Here is a 20,880-nt window from a genome sequence, read left to right as displayed (position 1 = left end):
CATTACGCGTGAGTTCATTGCGCGCCGTTCACGCTTCAACGCAACGCCTTCACCGCATCGGCCGTTACGTCGGCGGGTTGGCCGCCGTACGTCGCGCGCAGATAATTCGCGAGCTGCGCGAGTTCCGTGTCGCTGAGTTGCGTGGCGAAGCCCGGCATCTCCTGCATCCGCTCGAGGCCCGGGAAATCCTGAGCGCCGATGCCGTCGAGCATCGCCACGATCAGGTTGTGCGCATCGCCTTGACGCACTGTCGAGTTGCCGTGCATCGGCACCGCGACGTGCGGCTTGCCTTCGCCGCTCAGCCCGTGACAGCCCGCACACACCGCGAGATACACATTGCGCCCGGCCTCGAGTTGCGCGGCATCGGCGGAGACCGATTGCAATGGTTGCGGCGCCAGCGCCTGGTCACCAAGCAGATAGGTCGACATCGCGCGCAGATCGTCATGCGTCATGTACTGACTGCTCAGATGCACGACCGGATACATCTCGCCGAAAGCCGAGCCTTGCGGCGAGATGCCCGTCGCGAAGAACGTCTGCAGGTCCGCGGCCGTCCAGCCGCGCGCCGCCAAACCATGCGGCGTGATGTCCGGTGCGGCGATCCTGCCGAGCGCCGCGCCCGTCAGCGGCCTGGCGCCGTCGAGCTGACCGAACTTGCCGCGCGGTGTATGACATTCGGCGCAATGGCCGAGTGCGCTCGCCAGATAGCGTCCGCGATTCCAGTCGGCGGACTGCCCTTTAGATGCGTCCGGCAACGTGTCCTTCAGGAACACCCAGTTCCAGAAACGCACGCCAAAACGCATGTTGAACGGGAACGACAACTCGGGCTCGTGGTTCGCCACGGCCGCCGGCTTCTGCGCCATTAGATACGCGTAGATCGCATCGCTATCCGCGCGCGACAGTTGGCGGTAGGACGTGTACGGCATGGCCGGATACAACTGCTTCGTCGGCGTGACGCCATCGTGCAGCGCCCTGTACAGATCGTCCGCGCTCCAGTTGCCGATGCCGTGGTCCTTGTCCGGCGTGATGTTGGTGCCATAGAAGGTGCCGAATGGCGAGGCCAGCTTCACGCCACCGGCGAACGGCGCGCCATCCGACGTGGTGTGGCAGGCGGCGCAATCTGCGGCTTTCACGAGGTAACGGCCGCGCGCGAGCGGATCGGCCGCGGTGGATTGCGGTCCCATTGCGGCAGCGGCCCGCATCGCTGCGGCGGAGTCGTCGTGTTTACCGCAGGCACTTAGCAAAGCTGCCGTGCCGAGCAGCAGCAACGCGCGGCGCACGTTCATCAAGGGAGTCATCATGCCGCGTCCTTTACAAGGCCTGGCGTGGTCATCACAACCTCCTTCACGGCTTCGTAATAGCGCACGTAGCCCGTGCAACGGCAGATATGGTCGTTCAGCGCCTCGGTGATGGTTTGCTCGACCTTGTCTTTAGCAATCGGCTGACGCTTCAGACGTTCGATCAGCACGGTCGCCGCATTGACGAAACCGGGCGTACAGTAGCCGCACTGAAAACTGAAGTGTTCGAGAAACTTCTGCTGGATCGGCGACAGTTCGACGACCTCGCCTGCTTCGTTGCGCTTCGCGTGGCCTTCGATCGTGCGGATGGTTTTGCCGTGGAAAAAATTCGCGCCCGTGATGCAGGTGCGCACTTCTTCGCTGGTGCCGTCCGGCTTGTCGACGATCACGACGCACGCGTGGCAGATGCCCTGGCCGCAGCCGAGGCGCGAGCCGGTCAGGTGCAGAGACTCGTGCAGGAAGTCGATCATCATCAGACCGGCGGGCACGTCGGTCGGGCCGACGATCTCGCTGTTCACCTTGACCGACAGCGGCAGCGTGCGGAAATGCGTCAACGGACGCTCGACCACCGTTGCGGCCGGCGCGCCGGCCGCAACGCCCGAGGCACCGGAAGCACCGGAAGCACCTGAAGCACCTGAAGCACCTGAAGCACCTGAAGCAGTGTGCGCGGCAGCAGCGCCCGAGGGACCGGAGACCGCAGTAGCAGCGGCGGAAGCGGAAGCGCCAGAAACGGTGCCCGAGGCAACGGCGGCGCTCGCAGCATTAGCGGGAGTTTGAGTGGGGGCCGTCATGCGAGCACCTCCTGAATACGTTGCGGGGTGACCGGCAGGTCGGTAAAGCGATGGCCGATCGCGTGCGCGATACCGTTCACGATGGCGCCGACCACCGGAATCATCACCACTTCGGCGATGCCCTTCGGCGGATCGGTCTCAGTGAGGGGTGGCAACACTTCACCGGTCTGGGTCCAGACGGCGACATCCGTCGCACGCGGCAAGTGGTAGCGATTGAAGTTCCAGGTGCCGTTGCCAGGACCGTCTTCATAGAGCGGCAGATACTCGTGCAATGCGTGACCGATGCCCATCGCAAGGCCTCCTTGCAACTGGCCCGACACAAGTTGCGGCGAGATCTGATTGCCGCACTCCATGATCGAGTGATGGGCAAGCAAGTCCACTTTGCCGCTCGCTTCATGCACCGACAACTCGACCAGCGTGCCGACCGCGCTGTAATACGTCACGGCCGCGTTGTTACGCTGAACCGGCGGAATGAACACGCGCTGACGATCAAGCACGCGATAGTGGTTCGGCGTGATTTGCAGTTTCTTTTTATCGGCCGAAGCGTTGTCGCCATATCGAAGCGCAAGCCCATCGAGCGGCAGACGCTCGACAGTGCCGTCGATCTCGAAGTCCGACTCGGTCCATTGCCAGCGATTGAACACGTGCACGGTCGCACCGGTGACCAGACCCAATTCGTGTGCCTTCTTCGCGAGCTGTTCGAACGGCAGTGCTTCGAGCCCCGCCGCCGAAAGCTTGCCGTCGACCCAACGCGCGTCCTCGATGCGCACCACCAGCGGCGCGGCTTGACCACCGCCGCCACCCTGGCTCCAGATCGCCATGGCCGCCGGCCACAAGCCGTGCGCGAAGACGACGCGTGCCGCTTCGCGCGTGCTGTGCGTGAAATAGAACGCCGAATTCGTCGCACTCGACGGCGACGCATAACCCGGCGACCAACGGGGATTCGCGGCCAGCTTGTCCTGGTCCGCTTGCGACATCATGTACGGATCGCCGCTCGTGACGACCGGCAGATCGGGCCAATCGGTGATCGCGACATGCACGTCGGTGGCCGGCTTGCCGAGCCACTTCGCGACCGCGATCGCCTGCGAGGTCGACATGCCGGTACCGATTTCGGCCGCCGTGTGTTGCAGGCCGATCTTGCCGTCGGCGCTGAACTCGACCTTGGCGAACGAGGTTTCCGCGCCCGTGCCGAAGTCCTTTTGCACACACGCAAAGCCAACGCCATAACGCTTGCCCGGATGAGCGGCTTCGAACTCGGCCTTGCGCTTTGCGCGATTCACCCACAGCGGATGAGCCTTCGCTTTCTGCAATACGTCGTCGACACGAATCGCGCCGGCGGGCACCGCGCCCTGGGTGTTCTTCATGCCCGAACGCAGCGCGTTCTTCAGGCGGAAATCGATCGGATCGAGATTCAGTTGCGCGGCGATTTCGTCGACCATCATCTCCGTCGCGGCCATGCTTTGCAGCGTGCCGTAACCGCGTGCCGAACCGGCGTCGATCGCGCGCGAGGCGATCGCCACCGCCGAGAGATCGTTCTTCGGGAAGTAGTAGATCGATTGCGCAGCCGTCGCGCCGACCATCGCCACCGACGGCGAGAAATTGCAGCGACCGCCTCCATCGGCTTCCATCGCGGCCTTGAACGATTGCATCATGCCGGTGTTCTTATCGACGGCGATCCGGTAGTTCATCTTGAACGCATGGCGTTTCAACGACGTCTGGAACTGCTCGTAGCGATCGTTCGCAAGACGCACCGGGCGGCCGTCCGCATACATCGCGCAGACGAGGCCGTAGAACGGCACGTTGAAGTGATCCTTCGAACCGTAGCCCACCGTGTAGCACGGGTGAATGAACAGATTCTTCACCGGGAACGCGCACTTCGCGACCATGCCGGCGGCGCTGTCGGCGACTTCAGACGGCGCCTGGGTCGGCACGACCATGTGCAGCGATTGCGTCGCCGCGTCGTACCAGCAGTTCGCGTTGTCCGGTTCGAGCGCGGCGGTGTCGATCGACTGCGTGTTGTACTCGCGCTCCATGACGAGCCAGTCCGCCGACGGATGATCCAGCTCCTGCTGGATCTGGCCGGCGTGGAACATGCCCTGCTCGTCGAGCTTGCCGTGTTCGACGCCGTCCGGCCACACCGGCTTGTGCTTGCGCATCATGCTCGGGAACACCGGTGCGTCTTTCAGGCTGGAGAAGATATCGTCGTCATACGGCGTCTTGCCGCCGACGCGTACGAAGCGGAACGTGCCCCACGGATCGCGCTCGAGCGGCCCGGTTTTCGCGCCGTAACGGATGATCTGATCCTGGAACTTGAGCTTGTCTTTCGCGAAGCGAAAGCGCGCGAAGTCGTGATAAATCAGGATCGCGACCGCCTGGCCGAGATATGCGGGCGTCTTGCCCGGCGGCAGCAACATGTCGTCGCCGTAGAAGGCCGGGAAGATCAGGCCGTCGCGCGTCAGATCGGCCGCCGTGACCACACGGTCGGGCTTCAGTTCGTCGCCGAGCAGCGTCAGGTCGAAGCCTTCGTAGCTGCGGTCGGCTTGCGTCGTGCGCAGGATGAAGGCGTGCGATTGCTGCTGCGGCCAGTGCGGCATGTCGGTGGCGCGGATGTCTCGCGCGAACACTTTCGAGCCCGTCACTTTGGCGATACCGTCGATGCGGAATTTCGCCTGCCCATTGGCGGCGTCCCACTGAACCGGCGTCAGAATTTTGTCTTCGAATAACGCAGCAAATGCGCGGCTGCCCATCGGCGCGATATACACCGACACACCCGCCAACACGCTGGCCTTCAGAAAACTACGACGCGAAAGGTCGAGTTTCCCCATGGACATCTCCTTAAGTGAAAACAGCGGCAACTCGTGAGCAGGACGACCGTGAAAACGTCAGGTCTCGCGCGAAACGACGCGTGTGCTCGCGCGCGGCGAACCTACGCTGGACGGCGATAACCACGAGGGAGGTGTTCGAACCGCGGGCGCTTGCTTGAGCCCGGGCGTACCGGCGATGTGCAGTAGCCATCACTTCGGCTGCCGCAGTCGATCTGATTGACCTTGAACTACCGTGAGTTGCCTTTTCCCTGCCCTGCAGAGGGCCAAGGGCCGGGATTATCTCGCTGTTTAGACGCACGGTGCGTCATTTTTTGTCAGCTATCTCACAAATAACGTATTGGGTATGAATCGTTATAACAGTGGGTTTATTGCGCTGTTTGTTATCTGTCGAGGATCGGCGATGGCCGCTGTTTTGTCGCGAGCGTAACTTACTAAAACGTATTTAACTAAGCGCGCAAGATCGTGATCCCCAATGCTTCGAACGGCGCGGTAAGCACCTCTGGCGTATTCCGCTCGACGACGATCGTGCTGGCCGCCGACACGTCCGCGATCTTGTACGCCGATGCCGCATTGAGTTTTTCCGCCGACGCCAGCACCACGGTTTCCGCTGCATGTTCCGCGAGCGCGCGCTTCACGTAGGCCTCCTCCATATCGCCGGTGCTCAGGCCCGCTTGCGGATGCACACCCGTGACGCCCATGAAGTAGAAGTCGGCGCGAATGTGGCTGAGCGATTCGATAGCCGCCGCACCCACGTTGACCATTGAATGCCGGAACAGACGCCCACCGATCATGATGACCTCGAGCTCCGCGTGCTCGGCCAGTTCGACGGCGATGCTCGGGCTGTGCGTGACGATCGTCGCCCGCAAATCGCGCGGCAAGTGGCGCGCCAGTTGCACGGCAGTCGTGCCGCCGTCGATGAAGGCAATCTGCCCGCGCGCGATCATGCCCGCCGCCGCCCGGCCGATCGCCGCCTTCGATGCCGATTCGATGCGCTCGCGCCCGGCAAAATCCACTGCCGCCGGCGACGCCGGCAATGCGCCGCCATGCACGCGCTGGAGCTGCCCCTCGGCGGCGAGCTCGCGCAGATCGCGGCGGATCGTGTCCTCCGAGACGTCGAACTCGACGCTCAAGGTCCTGGCGATCACCTGGCCGTCACGCTTGAGCGCTTCAAGGATCAACTGTTTTCTTTGCGATGTGAGCACGGCGGGCGTCCCGAAAGCATTTTGGCAATTTGCACGAAATTTCTTGTTTTTGCACGATATTGCACGATACCATAAATTGCATGCGGTGCAGACCGCGTTTCCCAACGGAACAGGATACGAGCCATGAACGAAATCGCCGGGCGGGTGCGGATCGTCGACGTGAAAGTGCTATCGGACGACTGGTACGTGCTGAAGAAAACCACCTTCGACTACCAACGCGCGGACGGCAGCTGGCAGCGCCAGAGCCGCGAAACCTACGATCGCGGCAACGGCGCGACGCTATTGCTGTACGACCCGCGCCGCCGCACGGTGGTGCTGACGCGGCAATTCCGCCTGCCGGCGTTCGTCAACGGTCATCACGGTATGCTGATCGAGGCGCCAGCGGGCCTGCTGGAGGCCGCCTCACCCGAAGAGCGGATTCGCGCTGAAGTCGAAGAGGAAACCGGCTACCGCGTACGCGACGTGCGCAAGGTATTCGAAGCCTTCATGAGCCCGGGTTCGGTGACGGAAAAGCTGCACTTTTTCGTCGCTGAATATGATGCGGTGGTGAAAGTCGGCGCGGGCGGCGGCATTGCCGACGAAGGTGAAGATATCGAGGTGCTGGAACTGGCGGTGGACGAAGCGCTGGCAATGGTCGAACGCGGCGAGATCGCCGACGGGAAGACGATCATGCTGTTGCAGTACGCAAAGTTGAATCTGTTCGGCGCGTAAGTGTTGGCTCGCAGGTCGTTCGGCGAGATCGACGGCGGCGGCGGTGCGCATGGGCACTTACTCGCAATGTGGCGAGCGCCTCGCTCCCGCTACGGCCGTTCTGTCCGCGGCCTCGCCACAAATCCCGGCATTTCAGACTAATCCCACGCGACTTTGGGAAAAGGATGATATGTCGATGAACGTCAAAAAAATATCCTTACGGGTCCTTTTAAAGCTTGCCTGCCGCGCGGTCATTGCGAGGCAGGTCTTTAAACGGGAAAACCATTTCCGTCAGTATATTTTTTACTTCGTCAGCGTCATAAAGCCGGCGAATGATTTGAGGTTTAAGTGGATTCTCTTAATTCAGCGAACAGATTCATGGCCGGTTTCTTTTTCGGCATCGTGGTCGCCGCAGTCGTAATGGTATTGCTGTGCAATGCCGGTGAATTTTCACCGTTTATCGCGAAACTGCATGCTTTGGAACAGGTCATCCTGACCGTGCTCATTTCGATCGTCATCGTCGACGCAAAACCATTGGCTTATAAGACCGTCTGGCGTGACCGCCGCTGCAGCTTCATACTCGACGAAGATCTAACCGCGACAATTCGCGGCAGAACCTTCGGCATTCCCGCCGGCGTGGTAGTCGGGATTCTGATTCAGAACTACGTGATGAACTGATCTCCCGCCGCACGGGAAAGCGATATCCATCACACCCGGCCCTGCAGTCATCATGCAGCCCACCGCCGGCACGTCCTGCCACCCTCTAGAATTTATGCCGTATCGCCGCGCGCACCACGACCTGCTTCGACGTCGACGACGGCGACTGGGTGCCGGGCGTGAAGGCATCGTCCAGAATTGAGAACGTGGCGTCGCCGGTCACCTGCTGATATTCGCCCTGAATGTACACGTCGGTGCGTTTGGACAGGTTGTAGTCCGCCATCAAACCAAACGAATGAATCTTCGGCTTCACGCCGCCGTTCGAGGCGTCGTAGGTTTCGATCGTGTACACATACTGCGCGCCGACAAACAATATCGGCGAAATCTGATACTTGCCGTTCACCTCGAAGTTCTGATACTTGAGCGAGTTCAACAACACGCCCGGCGGCACGAGCGGCGTCACGCCGAGAAAGCCGTTGCCGGTCGGGTCGAGATAGTTCGAGTTGGTGTACACGAAGCCGGCAGTGGCCGGGCCAAAGGTGTAGGTGATGCCGCCGCCGAACACGCGCATGCGAGCCGCGATAAAACTGGCGTCGTTCGCGGTGATCGCGCCGTTTGAGCCGTTGCCGGGGTTGTCGGCCTGCAGATAAGCCGCGGCCACCAGCAGTCCGCCGTAGGTGTACTGGCCGCCGAAACTGTACGCGCGATTGTTGGCGAAGCCGGTGTCGTTGCTGAAGCTGTAGACGCCGCCGAACTGGAAGCCCGAGATCGACGGGCTGGTGTACTTGACGCTGTTGTCGAGACGGAACGAGTTGTCGGTGTTGTCGTTATCGTACGGGTGCGAGAACAGTGAACCGGCCCAGTTGCCGTTGGCCGTGGTCTGCGCCAGAAAGTCGACCACCGAGTCGTACTGGCGGCCGAACGTCAAGGTGCCGTATGGCTCCGAACTCAAGCCGACGAACGCCTGGCGGCCGAACATCCGGCCGCCCTGGTTAAGCCGCCCGGAACTGACGTCGAAGCCGTTTTCGAGCTGGAAGATCGCCTTCAGGCCGCCGCCCAGTTCCTCGGCGCCCTTCAAGCCCCAACGGCTGCCTTGCGCAAAACCGCTCGCGAGTTCATAGACATGGCCGTGGCCGACATTGTTGGTGTAGTTGATGCCTTCATCGAGCACGCCGTACAGCGTCACGCTCGTCTGGGCAAAAGCAGGCAGGGAGAAAACCGCCAACGAAGTGGCGGACAAAGCGGTGGAGACAGCCAGCGCGAACACTTGCTTGTTCATGATGATCTCCCTGAGCTCGAGCAATGGGACAACTCGATCCGACCGCTTTCTTTTTGACGCTAGTCGAGGCGTTTATCGACCCCGACGCGCTTTAAGGAAATCCTCACACGCCGTTACGTCGCCGTCCATCGGGTGTCGCGCGCATATCTCAAAACGTTGCGAAATCTCCACTGCCTAGGGCAGCCCCTTTTTTCGCAGCGCTTATTCAGGTAAACGGCGCCGCGCCGCCGGGGCTTAAGCTGGCTGTCGCATTGGCCGCGCCGGCGCTGCGCGTTTCGACGCGGTTTTGTCATCGAAGGAAATATAATCGAAAGCTTTTGCGGCGCTGCAGCGGAACTCTGCGCCCTCAAACGGGTCATTTTTACTGGCCTCTGCAGCCGCGCCTCGCGTGGCTGGTTCAAGCGGCTACGCGGTTGGTCACCCCACGGGTCGTGCATCCTCGGGGCGGCCACCTGCGGGGCGGCCATCCGCGGGGCGGCCATCCGCCGCAACACCTAATCCAATTTCAAAAGCTTTGTGAGACGCCTGCCGCGCTGGACTAGCGCGCCGTCGCACGGGGCTGCTTTTGGCACCACATAATGCAAAAGTCGCAATCCCGCTTGATCGAGCTCGATTTTTTTCGCGGGCTGGTCCTCCTGATCATCGTCGTCGATCACATCGGCGGCAGCATTCTGTCGCGCGTCACGCTGCATGCCTATGCGCTGTGCGATGCGGCTGAAGTCTTCGTGTTCCTCGGCGGCTTCGCCACCGCGACGGCCTACGCGGCGCTCGCCGAACGGCGTAACGAGGCGACCGCGCGCAGCCGCTTCCTGCGCCGCTCGCTCGAAATCTATCGCGCCTTCCTCATCACTGCCGGCTTGATGCTGCTGGTCAGCGCGGTGCTGACCGCGTTCAGTATCGACGGCCCGAATCTCGCCACCACCGACCTCGACGATCTGATGGACACGCCCGTGGCCGCCCTGCGCGACATTCTGCTGTTCCGCCGTCAGCCGTATCTCGCTTCCGTGTTGCCGATGTACGCGTTCTTCGCACTGCTGGTCCCGATGATCCTGCCGCTCGCGCGCAGCAAGCCATGGCTGCTGCTGGCCGGCAGCGTTGCGCTGTGGGCAGGCGCACCGGCGATCGACGCCTACCTGCCCGCCGCGCCGGACATGCACTGGGATTTCAACCCGTTTGCCTGGCAGTTGCTGTTCGTGCTCGGCGTGCTGGCACGTTGCCAGCCGGTTTATCAGCGGATCAGCGCGCACCGTCTCGGCTGGCTGGTCAGCGTGCTGGCGTTCGCCGTGGTCGCCGCCGCGGCCTACTACAAGCTCTTTATTGAGCGCGAGCCGCTCGATGCCGGCTTCAAGCAAAATCTCTCCTATCTGCGCGCCGTCAATTTTCTGGCGATTGCCTGGCTCGTCGCGAACCTGATCCAGCTCGGCTGGGCAAGGAAGCTCGCTCAATGGATGCCGTGGGTCGGCATGATCGGCCGCAAAGGGCTGCTGTGCTTTATCGCGGGCGCCGTGATTTCGCTGGTCGTCGATTCGCTGCTGTATGCCGCGACTGACGGCTATCTGAACTATCCCCTCGGGCTGGTAGCGGATGCATGTGCTGTCGGCGCGCTGTTCGCCATCGCGAGAGCATCTGAGCCGCTCAAGCGCTTCGCGACGCACCTCTGGAGCTTGCGTCTCAGAACGTCGCCCTGAGTGAGCGCTTTCACTGCCGATCCTGATAGCATGACGGCCGCGCGCGACCTGCGCGGCGGCCTCTTACTCTGACATGCGTCTACTCCTACATTCCGCGCTCCTCGCGCTGTGCGCCGCTGTCGGCGCGCCGGCGAGCGCCAGCACCGTCATCAGCCGAAGCTTCCATTCCGAAGCGCTCGGCCGCGACTGGGCGTACACGATCTATCTGCCCACCGGCTATCGCCACGACACCGCACGCATTCCCGTGCTCTACCTCCTGCACGGCAACAACGGCGACGCCAACGACTGGCTCACGCAAGGCCACCTGCAAACCGCCGCCGACGCACTGATCGAGCACAAGGAGATGCCACCGGTTGCGATCGTGATGCCGCAAGGCGGCACGGACTGGTATGTCGATCGCAAGGAGAAGATGGAAACCGCGTTCTTCGGCGATCTGCTGCCCGAGATCGAAACACGCTACGCGGTTGCAACGCAGCGTAGCGGGCGGATGATCGGCGGCGTTTCGATGGGCGGTTTCGGCGCGTTGCGCTACGCCATGACGCAACCCGAGCTGTTTTGCGGTGCGCTCCTGCTCAGCCCCGCGATCTATGCGAACGGGCCGCCGCTCGCTTCGGCGGCGCGCCGCGTCGGCGTGTTCGGCGACCGGCAGTTCGATCCGCACGTCTGGCATGCGCTCAACTATCCGGCGCAATGGGAGCGGTACATGAGCCAGCCGTATCGCCTGCCGATGTTCATCGCCGCTGGCGACGACGACCTGGCGATCCAGGCCGATGCGTCATCGCTTTACACGCACCTTCGGCTGGCGGGGAATCCGGCGGCGCTGCGCATCATCGACGGCGGCCACACCTGGGATGTCTGGAGCGCGCTGCTGCCCGCCGCGCTGAAATACACGCTGGGCTGCGTCAAACAGTCGGCGCGCGATCAGGAAAAGTAATCAGGAAAAATAAGCCGGCAAATCAGCAATCCTGATTGCGCCGGTAAAGTGTGTGCAACAAGTGCGTGCAACTATTGCACGAGGTCGGTCCACAGCACCACTAGAACGGTCATGAGCGCGGGCCCGATGAAGAGGCCAAGCAAACCGAACGTCTCCGCCCCGCCGAGAATACCGAACAGCACGAGCAGGAAAGGCAATCGCGTCGAGTTGCCGATCAGCACCGGCCGCACGAAATGTTCGGCGACGAACACCACAACCGAGCCGAACACAGCAAGCGCGACGGCCGCGGCAACCGAGCCTTGCGAGAACAGCCACAAGGCCGCGAGGCCGAACGTGAGCGGTGCGCAGAACGGCAGCATCGCGGCGATCGCCGTGACGAACGCGAGCAGCGCGACGTGCGGCAAGCCGGTCACGAAATAGGCGACGCCCAACAACACCCCTTCGCCGAGCCCGACCACCACCAGCCCCGACACCGTGCCGCGTACTGCCGCGGCCATGCGCGCGAGCAACTGCGCGCCGTCGTCGCCGAAGCCGCGCCGCACGCCTTTCATCAGCGAGCCGGACAGACGCGGCCCCGCCTGAAAGATCACGAACAGCGTGATTAGCATGAAAGCGAACACCATCACGCCGTGCGCCGCGCGCGCGCCGAAGTGGCGGCCGAGCGTCATCACCGTGGTGCTGTGCAGCCCCTTCATTGCCGCCGAGTCGCGCAGCGGCTGGGCGAGATTGGCCTGCCACCAGGCTGAAACCTGTTGCACGCCGAACGGCAAGCGCTGGATGACGTCCGGCATCGGAATACCATTTTCCTGCGCGGCCTGGAACCACTCATTCATGTCATGGGCTTCGCGCAGCGCCTGGGCAATGCCGACACCCACCGGCAGGACCACCAGCAATGCGATCGCAAGGGTTAGCGCCGTGGCGATCAGCGTCGTGCGGCCTGCAAGCCAGCGGTTGCCTGCCGCCTTTTGCAAAAGCGGCCACAGCGCGATCGCAATGACACCCGCCCAGGCCGCCACCGCAATGAAATCGCGCACGACCCACAGCGCCAGCAACACGAGTGCGATATACAGGACGAGTGAAGCCGCTTTCTGCTTTTTCAGGCAATCAGGCGGTGTCGGCAATTCGGGCGGCGCTACGGGGGGGCGTGAAATCATGTGGGCTCTTGAGTTCTTATGGATATGCGCGCGTGACGACCGGAAAAATGCAAACCCGCTACACTTGCGTCGCACGGTTGCTCATCAATAACCACATCTTAAAGGAAGCACCGGCGCCCTTCGCAGGCAGCATGCTCGTCGCACTGGGTACAACACTGCGTTGCAAAAATCCACGCTATCGCAAATTCACCTCGCATATATCCCGCAAAGGCCCGTCGTTTCGGGTAAGCGTGAATGTCAAGTTTCATTGTTGCTGTTTAGAGAACACTGTTTCAACCGCGGCACAATGGCTATCCGCCTCGCACGGGACTACATTCGGCACACCACAATACGGAGCCGACGATGATGACCTTAGAGTCCATCCCCCTTGACGGAACCAATGGCGTACGCATCGAAATTCTCGAGCGCTCCGACACCACGCTGGTGATCCGCTGGGTCGAACCGGGGCGCTGTCATTACGGCGAGCAGCGTTGGCGGCGGCGCTCGGCGCATACGTCGGGAACGTGCGCGGTGACACGACGCAAGATCCGCCGCGGCGACGCGGTGTTCAAACCGGCTGAACGGCCGGCTCCTTCGAATGCTTCTGCAATGATTTGTGCTGAGGTGTTGGGCGAACTGGTTGAAGCCTGAGGTTCTGCCTCGACGATATGTGGCTGCCGTGAGCTTACGGCCCCTGCTGTCGTAGGTCCCCTTCGTGAATTATTGGCGCAGGCTCTCCGCCGCGCTGCCCGCTTTTCCAGCCGCTCTCCGATACGCCCGGCGCCGCTCCTCAACTTACTGCCTATATGTCAACGGCTGCTGCGAAAGGCCGCTGGCATAGGCGGGCAGCCACTCTGCTGCCCCGCCTCCCAAAGCCTGATTGCGGTGCTTGGCCACGTGCGTTAAGGTGAACCCCGATGCGCCAGGCCACCACGCCTGTCAGACGCGCAGCGTTAAATGAATGCACCGCATCCCATTCGAACGCGCCGCAGCCGTCTCGCGGCAAACGAGAGGCGACACCATGGCAGAAGACACGCACGAACCCCGCGCCGCAGCGGTTTCTCCCGCCCCGCTAGTTGCACCGCAACAATTCTCTCTGGACGTCCTGCTCGAGAAATACGCCAAAGGCGACGAGCAATCTGCCGACGACGTGTTCAAACGCGTCGCCCGCGGCGTCGCTCAGGCGGAACCGGAAGCCCTGCGCGAGTCGGTGGAAGCGCTCTTTGCCGATAACCTGCGGCACGGCGCGCTCGGCGCCGGGCGCATCATGAGCGCGGCGGGCACGGGCATCGCCGCCACGCTCATCAACTGCTTCGTGCAACCGGTCGGCGACGCGATTCAGGGTGTCGACGAACAAGGCCTGCCCGGCATCTACGTGGCGCTGTTGCAAGCCGCCGAAACGATGCGCCGCGGCGGTGGCGTCGGCTACAACTTCTCCGCGATCCGGCCCAAGGGCGCCCGCGTTCATACCACCAGTTCGTCGGCATCCGGACCGTGCAGTTATATGGACGTGTTCGACGCCTCGTGCCGGACGGTCGAAAGCGCCGGCTCGCGGCGTGGCGCGCAAATGGCTGTGCTCGACTGCAATCACCCCGATCTGATCGAGTTCATCGAGGCGAAGCATTCGAAAGGCCGTTGGAACAACTTCAATGTGTCGGTAGGCGTCACCGACGAATTCATGCGCGCCGTCGAAGAAGATCAGCCCTGGCCGCTCGTGCACCGTGCCGAGCCGTCGCCTGCGCTGCGCGCGGCCGGCGATGTGCGGCAACGCGAGGACGGCCTGTGGGTCTATAGCGAAAAGCCGGCGCGCGAGATCTGGGACCGCGTCATGCGCTCCACGTACGACGTCGCCGAGCCCGGCATCGTGTTCATCTCGCGCATGAACGAGGACAACAATCTACGCGCCGTCGAAACCATCCGCGCCACCAATCCGTGCGGCGAACAACCGCTGCCGGCCTACGGCTGCTGCAACCTCGGACCGTTGAACCTCACGCGCTTCGTGGTCGATCCGTTCGCGCAAATGAAAGGCCGCAAGCCTTCGTTCGACTGGGACGGTCTCGCCAAACGCACTCGCATCCAGGTGCGTTTTCTCGACGACGTGCTCGACGTCACGCTATGGCCGCTGCAACAGCAATATGACGAGTCGCGCGCCAAGCGGCGCATCGGCGTGGGCTTCACCGGCTTGGGCGATACGCTGGTGATGCTCGGCCTGCGCTACAACTCGCAGGAAGGCCGCGACTTCGCGGTGCGCATCGCCCAGTTGATGCGCGACGAGGCCTATCGGGCGTCGGTGGAACTGGCGTGCGAGCGCGGCGCGTTTGAGTTGTTCGACGCCGCACGCTATCTGGAAGCAGGTACGTTCGCCTCGCGCCTGCCCGACGACATCAAGGATGCGATACGCCAGGACGGCATCCGCAACAGTCATCTGCTGTCGATCGCGCCGACGGGCACCGTCAGCCTCGCGTTCGCCGACAACGCGTCGAACGGCATCGAGCCGGCCTTCTCGTGGACCTACACGCGCATGAAGGTGATGGCCGACGGCGGCCGCGAGTCGTTCGATGTCGAAGACTACGCGTATCGCCTTTATCGCGAGCTCGGCGGCGACGTGAAAAACCTGCCGGACTACTTCGTCAGCGCACTCGAAATGTCGGCACGCGATCACCTCGACATGATGGCCGCCGTGCAGCCGTACGTGGACACGTCGATCTCGAAGACGGTGAACGTGCCGGCGGACTATCCGTTCGAAGCGTTCGAAAGCCTGTACTTCGACGCGTGGAAAAACGGTTTGAAAGGGCTCGCCACGTACCGCCCGAATGAAACGCTCGGCGCGGTGCTGAGCGTCAGCCCGCCGCCGCAAGCAGACGATACGCTGACCGAGACCGATCAGGATCCGCTGCGCATCGCGATCGATCATCGGCCCAAAGGTGAATTGCCGGCGATCATCGAAAAGGTCGAGTACCTAACGCAAGCCGGCAAGAAGTCGCTTTACGTGGCGGTGTCGTTCATCGAAGTGACGGGACGGCTGGGCGGTGAAGAAGTCACGATCGAACGCCCCATCGAGTTCTTCATTCCGACCGGGCAGCGCGACGAATCGCAACAGTGGATCACGGCGACGATGCGTTCGCTGTCGCTCGCGGCACGCGGCGGTTTTGTCGCGCGCAACCTGCAGGATATGCGCAAGGTGTCGTGGGATCGCGGGCAGGTGCGGCTCGGCGAGGTGCAGCGTCTCGACGGCCATCGCACGCCGCGCTGGCACGATTCCGAAGTGGCGGCGCTCGCGTTTGCGATCCAGCAGATTCTGCACCGCCGCGGCTTTCTCGATGCCGAAGGCAATCAGGTGCCGTCGCGGATGCTGACGCGTTTGCCGCGTGGGCAGATGAAGGCCGAGACGGCGTTGCCGGCGGATTTCGGTATCCGTCCGCCTCCTGGCGAGGCTGACGAAGCAGCCTTGACGCAACCCGGCGGTATGCAAGGCTTGCACACCATGCTCGGCCGCAAATGCGGCTCGTGTGGAGCGAATGCGGTAATTCGCAAGGATGGGTGCGACTTCTGTACGGCGTGTGGCGAGGTCGGTGCGTGCGGGTGAGTGACAGCTAGCCGCAAGGCAGACGCGGCCGCCGATATCGAACGGCCGCGCCAACCCACGCGTCAACCGACTCGCGCGTAATAGAGATTCTGCGGATGCTTCGCTTCGGCGAAAAAGAACCAGCGTTCCGCCACGAGGCCCGCGTATTGCACGAGACACGCCGCGGCCAGCAAGCCGAGCGAGACGCCGATCGGATGCAGGCCCGCGCCCAGCGCCATCAGCACAACTGGCACGGCAAACGCGGCCGCGAGGAACCCCCACTTGACGCCGCGCAGCGTCCCCGCTGATTTGCCGTGAAAGAACTCGCGCAGATTGAACGCACCAGCGGTGAAGCCGCGCGAGATCTGCACAAGCTTCGGATTCTGGATGCCGGTCGCACTCTGCACGGTGGACTTCGGCCGTAAGCGCGCATTGCGCACGAGCGATGCCGAGCGGCTCGCACAGCCCGCGAGTGTCAGCACGCAGGCACAGATCGCGAGCCCCACTGTCAACGCGGGCGCGAACCACGCGGTCAGCGCCGTCGCCAGTGTGAAGCCGGACGCGCAACCGAGCAGCACGAAGTTGACCAGCGTGAGCGGCGTGGCCCATTCCTGCAGGAAGCGCAGGCATGCGTAGATCATCGCCGAGCAGACGAACAGCGCGGCGCTCGCCAGTACGCCGAGCCAGCCTATCGCGAGTGACCACGGTGAGCCGAACCCGTGCGCGACGCCGTAGAAAAACGCGCAGGCGAGAAACGCCGGCAGGCACAGACATTCGCGCGACAACCACGACGTACGCCACATCGCGACCGCGCGCCATGCGCGCTCCGGATGCCCGAGATGGAAGAACGAAGCGATCAGCCCGAGGCCACCCAACACGACCGACAGGCCCGCGCCGGTGACATAGAACCCATCCGCGGGCGCGGTGACGAGTCCCAGATGCGCAGCCGTCTCCACACCGACGAGCGCGATCAGCAGGCCCTGTGCCGCGCCGCTCAGCGTCGTGAGAAAAACCACTGAAAAAGCCGGATTCATCGCGAGGTCCTTTAGATACGCGTCGCCATCGACGCAAGATGCAGTTGGCCGTGTTCGAGTTGCGCATCAAGTGATTCGGGCGCCTCAAGGGCCACACCTGTGTCTTTGCACGAGCAGGCGCCGCTGCCGCAACCCGATGCCGACGTCGTGATGCGCGGCAAATAGTGGTTCGCCGGTTTGGTGTTCCACTCAGGCATCAGTTGATAACCGCCCCGTTCTTTGATTGCCTTCGACACCACCGACTCCGGATCGTGGATATCGCCGAACAGTCGCGCTGAAGTCGGGCACGCGAGCACGCACGCGGGTTGCCGGTCGCGCTCGGAAAGGTTTTCATCGTGAATGCGATCGACGCACAGCGTGCACTTGGTCATCTCCTTGCGCGCTTCGTCGAGTTCGCGCGCACCATATGGACACGCCCACGCGCAGTATTTGCAGCCGATGCATTTGTCGAAATCGACCAGCACGAGACCGTCTTCCTTGCGCTTGTAGCTGGCGCCGGTCGGACACACCGGCACGCACGGCGGGTCCTCGCAGTGCAGGCACGACTTCGGGAAGTGGATCGTGTCGGCGTTCGGGAAGCTGCCGGCTTCGAAGCTCTGCACGCGATTGAAGAAAGTGCCGGACGGATCCGCGTCGTAGGGATTCAGGTCGGCGAGGCTGCCCGATTCGCCCGACGTGTTCCACTCCTTGCAACTCGTCACGCAAGCCTGGCACCCCACGCACACGTTCAGGTCGATCACTAACGCCATCTGAGTCATTAAAGGCTCCTTGCTGCTTTACTGCACTATTCGCGCGCTGCCCGCCGTTCTGCGGTGCCCGGGTTTCGCATTGCTCGCGGGCGAATCCTGCGAATCCTGCATCACTTGCGCCCCACCGCACCACGCAGCCGTGCCGCGAATTCGCCGCGCCCCGCGAAATAGGTCTGCACGACCCGCGATATCACCCCGTTCGATCCCGGCAACGCGGGCATCGCACTGAACTGCGGCAGCGTATGACGCGCGTCCGCTTCCGCCGGATAGATACGCACGCGCACGTCGTACCACGCGGCCTGGCCTGTCACCGGGTCCGAATTCGAGAGACGCGCGGCGGCTTCGTCGCGACCGGGCAACTCGTCGGTGATGAGGTGATTGAGCAAGAAGCCGCGCTGCGATTCGTTCGCGTCCGCGCCGAGGTTCCATGCGCCCGACGCCTTGCCGATCGCATTCCAGGTCCACACTGTCCCCGGCTCGACGGTCTCGCTAAAACGCGCCATGCAGCGCACCCGGCCCCATTGCGATTCGGCATAGATCCAGCTGCCGTCGGCAATGCCGTTTTCGGCCGCCATCAGCGGATTCATGTAGAGATAGTTCTCGCCATGAATCTGCCGCAGCCACGCGTTCTGCGAATCCCACGAGTGATACATCGCCATGGGCCGTTGCGTCACCGCGGCCAGCGGAAAACGCGTGAGATCGGTGGAATCGCTTTCGAGCGGCGCATACCAGAACGGCAGCGGATCGAAATACTTTTCGACCCGCGCCCGCAGGTGCTCGGGTGGTTGCCTGCCGCTCCTGCGGCCTTGCGCGGCGAGCCTGAACTTCTGCATGACGTCTGAGTACAACTGGATCAGGATCGGCTCGTTGAATTTACGGAAGCCGTTTTTCACCGCCCAGTCGAGATACGGTCCGTTGCAGTTGCGCATGTATTGGAGCGTCTCCGGCAAGCGGTAATGGAACACGCAGTTGTTCTTTGCATACTGTTCCCACTGCTGCGGATTCGGCTCGCCCACCAACGCCTTGTCGCCGTCCTTGCCACGCCAGCCGATCAGAAAACCCACGCCGGAAGCGGGCGTCGTCGTGTGATTGACGATGAAGTCGGGATAGTCCCGAAAGCGGCGCGTGCCTTCAGCCGTCGTGAAGGCGGGAAACTTGAGGCGCGAAGCGAGTTCGATCAGCACTTCCTGAAACGGCCTGCATTGACCCGTCGGCGGCACGACCGGCACGCGCACGGAATCCACCGGACCGTCGAATTCGGAGATCGGCCGGTCGAGCATCGACATCGCGTCATGCCGCTCGAGATAGGTCGTGTCCGGCAGGATCAGATCGGCGAATGCGGTCATCTCCGACTGGAACGCGTCGCACACCACGAGAAACGGAATCTTGTACTCGCCGTTCGCGTGCTTGTCGGCGAGCATCTCGCGCACCTTCATCGTGTTCATCGACGAATTCCAGGCCATGTTAGCCATGAAAATCAGCAGCGTGTCGATGGGATAGGGATCGCCACGCCAGGCATTGGTGATCACGCTATGCATCACGCCGTGCACGGCGAGCGGATATTCCCAGGAAAAGGCCTTGTCGATGCGAACCGGGCCGCCCTGTTCGTCGATGAACAGGTCTTCGGGCGCGGCAGGCCAGCCGAGCGGACCGGTGGCAAGCGGCGTGTTCGGCTTGACGGCATCGGGGCTGTTGGGTGGTTTCGCCGATGGCGGCACCGCGCGAGGAAATGGCGACTTATGACGAAAGCCACCTGGGCAGTCGATCGTGCCCATTAGCGACATCAGCACAGCAAGCGCGCGGATCGACTGGAAGCCGTTGGAATGCGCGGCCAGCCCGCGCATCGCGTGAAAAGCGACCGGATTGCCGGTGACGGTCTCGTGCGTCTCGCCCCACGCGTCGGTCCATTGGATCGGCAGCGTGATCCGGTGGTCGCGGCTGGTCTGGATCATTTCACCGGCGAGGCGGCGAATTGTGTCCGCGGCAATGCCGGTGATCTCGGCGGCCCACTCCGGCGTGCAGTCGGCCACGCGTTCGCGCAGCAAGGCGAACGACGGCGTGACCGGCGTGCCGTCCGCGAGCGCATAGCGGCCGTCGAGCGCGGGCGTCACACCGGGTGCATGGTGCGGCACGGCGCGCGCGGCTGCGGCGTCCCACCAGAGATGGTTCTGCGGAAACAGAGGATTGCCAACCGGTCTATCCGGATCGCGCACGAACAGGCCGAAGTTTTCGCTGGTTTCGTCGAGATCGACAAGCTCCGCCGCATTCGTATAACGCTGCACGAACTCGTGATCCCAGGCATCGGCCGCAATCAGTTCGTGCAGAAAGGCCATGAACAGCGCGCCATCGGTGCCGGGTTTGATGGGTACCCATTCGTCGGCAATCGCCGCATAGCCGGTACGGATCGGATTGATCGCGATGAAGCGCCCACCCGCGCGCTTGAACTTCGAAATGGCGATCTTGAGCGGATTCGAATGATGATCTTCCGCCGTGCCGATCATAAAGAAGAGTTTGGCGCTGTCGAGATCGGGGCCGCCGAACTCCCAGAACGAGCCGCCGATCGTATAGATCATTCCGGCGGCCATGTTGGCCGAGCAGAAGCCGCCATGCGCCGCGTAATTAGGCGTGCCGAACTGTTTGGCGAAGAGGCCGGTAAGCGCCTGCATCTGGTCGCGTCCGGTGAACAGCGCGAATTTTTTCGGATCGGTGGCGCGAATCGCGGCGAGGCGCTTTTCGAGCACGTCGAACGCGACCTCCCACGACACCGGCTCGAACTGCGCACTGCCCCGCTCCGCGCCTGCCTTGCGCATCAACGGCTGGGTCAGGCGCGCGGGCGAGTACTGCTTCATGATGCCCGAGGCGCCCTTCGCACAGATCACCCCCTGGTTCAGCGGATGCTCGGGGTTGCCGTCGATATAGCGCACCTCGCCTTCGCGCAGATGCACGCGGATGCCGCAGCGGCAGGCGCACATGTAGCAGGTGGTCGTCTTGATCTCGAGCCGTTCGTCCTGCGTGCGGGCGTGGTGTTCCATGCGGGA

General features: G+C 62.9%; 15 protein-coding genes. 6 read left to right on the top strand and 9 right to left on the bottom strand.

What is annotated here, in order from left to right:
• Nucleotides 1–35 precede the first annotated feature (35 nt).
• The 4 genes from M0D64_RS18620 to M0D64_RS18605 form a co-directional block, all read right to left on the bottom strand.
• The gene (locus M0D64_RS18620; RefSeq protein WP_266258850.1) at nt 36–1,295 is read right to left on the bottom strand and encodes a cytochrome c; all 1,260 of its coding nucleotides are present in this window, start codon (nt 1,293–1,295) and stop codon (nt 36–38) included.
• The gene (locus M0D64_RS18615; protein ID WP_266258802.1) at nt 1,295–2,086 is read right to left on the bottom strand and encodes a (2Fe-2S)-binding protein; all 792 of its coding nucleotides are present in this window, start codon (nt 2,084–2,086) and stop codon (nt 1,295–1,297) included. Before M0D64_RS18615 ends, M0D64_RS18620 begins: the two co-directional genes overlap by 1 nt.
• Nucleotides 2,083–4,911: a xanthine dehydrogenase family protein molybdopterin-binding subunit gene (locus tag M0D64_RS18610; protein WP_266258801.1), complete on the bottom strand. Its 2,829-nt coding sequence runs from the start codon at nt 4,909–4,911 to the stop codon at nt 2,083–2,085. The genes M0D64_RS18615 and M0D64_RS18610 overlap by 4 nt, the downstream gene beginning before the upstream one ends.
• A gap of 446 nt (nt 4,912–5,357) precedes the next feature.
• A complete protein-coding gene (locus M0D64_RS18605; RefSeq protein WP_168435748.1) occupies nt 5,358–6,113 on the bottom strand; it encodes a DeoR/GlpR family DNA-binding transcription regulator in 756 nt (251 codons plus the stop codon).
• Nucleotides 6,114–6,236: 123 nt separating this feature from the next.
• Here M0D64_RS18605 and M0D64_RS18600 point away from each other — a divergent pair, with 123 nt between their 5' ends.
• Both M0D64_RS18600 and M0D64_RS18595 read left to right on the top strand, forming a co-directional pair.
• Entirely contained in the window at nt 6,237–6,824 is a 588-nt protein-coding gene (locus tag M0D64_RS18600) for an NUDIX domain-containing protein (RefSeq protein ID WP_266258800.1), read from the top strand.
• A 357-nt stretch (nt 6,825–7,181) separates the two neighbouring features.
• A complete protein-coding gene (locus tag M0D64_RS18595; RefSeq protein ID WP_154561476.1) occupies nt 7,182–7,481 on the top strand; it encodes a hypothetical protein in 300 nt (99 codons plus the stop codon).
• A gap of 85 nt (nt 7,482–7,566) precedes the next feature.
• Here M0D64_RS18595 and M0D64_RS18590 read toward each other — a convergent pair whose 3' ends face one another.
• Nucleotides 7,567–8,739: a porin gene (locus M0D64_RS18590; RefSeq protein ID WP_154561478.1), complete on the bottom strand. Its 1,173-nt coding sequence runs from the start codon at nt 8,737–8,739 to the stop codon at nt 7,567–7,569.
• 578 nt (nt 8,740–9,317) lie between these two features.
• Here M0D64_RS18590 and M0D64_RS18585 point away from each other — a divergent pair.
• Both M0D64_RS18585 and M0D64_RS18580 read left to right on the top strand, forming a co-directional pair.
• Entirely contained in the window at nt 9,318–10,427 is a 1,110-nt protein-coding gene (locus M0D64_RS18585; RefSeq protein ID WP_266258799.1) for an OpgC domain-containing protein, read from the top strand.
• A gap of 73 nt (nt 10,428–10,500) precedes the next feature.
• A complete protein-coding gene (locus M0D64_RS18580) occupies nt 10,501–11,361 on the top strand; it encodes an alpha/beta hydrolase family protein (RefSeq protein WP_266258798.1) in 861 nt (286 codons plus the stop codon).
• A gap of 71 nt (nt 11,362–11,432) precedes the next feature.
• Here M0D64_RS18580 and M0D64_RS18575 read toward each other — a convergent pair whose 3' ends face one another.
• Nucleotides 11,433–12,515, bottom strand: a complete 1,083-nt coding sequence (locus M0D64_RS18575; RefSeq protein WP_171927002.1) for an AI-2E family transporter — start codon at nt 12,513–12,515, stop codon at nt 11,433–11,435.
• Between the two features lie 345 nt (nt 12,516–12,860).
• Here M0D64_RS18575 and M0D64_RS18570 point away from each other — a divergent pair, with 345 nt between their 5' ends.
• Entirely contained in the window at nt 12,861–13,145 is a 285-nt protein-coding gene (locus M0D64_RS18570; RefSeq protein WP_028197253.1) for a DUF3331 domain-containing protein, read from the top strand.
• A gap of 370 nt (nt 13,146–13,515) precedes the next feature.
• Nucleotides 13,516–16,080 (top strand): adenosylcobalamin-dependent ribonucleoside-diphosphate reductase, encoded by a 2,565-nt coding sequence (locus M0D64_RS18565; RefSeq protein ID WP_266258796.1) that lies wholly within the window; start codon nt 13,516–13,518, stop codon nt 16,078–16,080.
• A gap of 62 nt (nt 16,081–16,142) precedes the next feature.
• On the opposite strand, the gene M0D64_RS18560 is transcribed toward M0D64_RS18565, so the two are convergent.
• The 3 genes from M0D64_RS18560 to M0D64_RS18550 form a co-directional block, all read right to left on the bottom strand.
• A complete protein-coding gene (locus tag M0D64_RS18560; protein WP_171927004.1) occupies nt 16,143–17,093 on the bottom strand; it encodes a DmsC/YnfH family molybdoenzyme membrane anchor subunit in 951 nt (316 codons plus the stop codon).
• Between the two features lie 11 nt (nt 17,094–17,104).
• A complete protein-coding gene (locus tag M0D64_RS18555; RefSeq protein ID WP_171927005.1) occupies nt 17,105–17,851 on the bottom strand; it encodes a 4Fe-4S dicluster domain-containing protein in 747 nt (248 codons plus the stop codon).
• 101 nt (nt 17,852–17,952) lie between these two features.
• Nucleotides 17,953–20,874, bottom strand: a complete 2,922-nt coding sequence (locus M0D64_RS18550; protein WP_266258795.1) for a molybdopterin-dependent oxidoreductase — start codon at nt 20,872–20,874, stop codon at nt 17,953–17,955.
• Nucleotides 20,875–20,880: the final 6 nt, after the last annotated feature.

Source organism: Paraburkholderia sp. WS6 (assembly GCF_030464835.1).
Taxonomy (GTDB): Bacteria; Pseudomonadota; Gammaproteobacteria; order Burkholderiales; family Burkholderiaceae; genus Paraburkholderia; species Paraburkholderia madseniana.
This window is presented reverse-complemented; position numbering and strand designations above follow the sequence as displayed.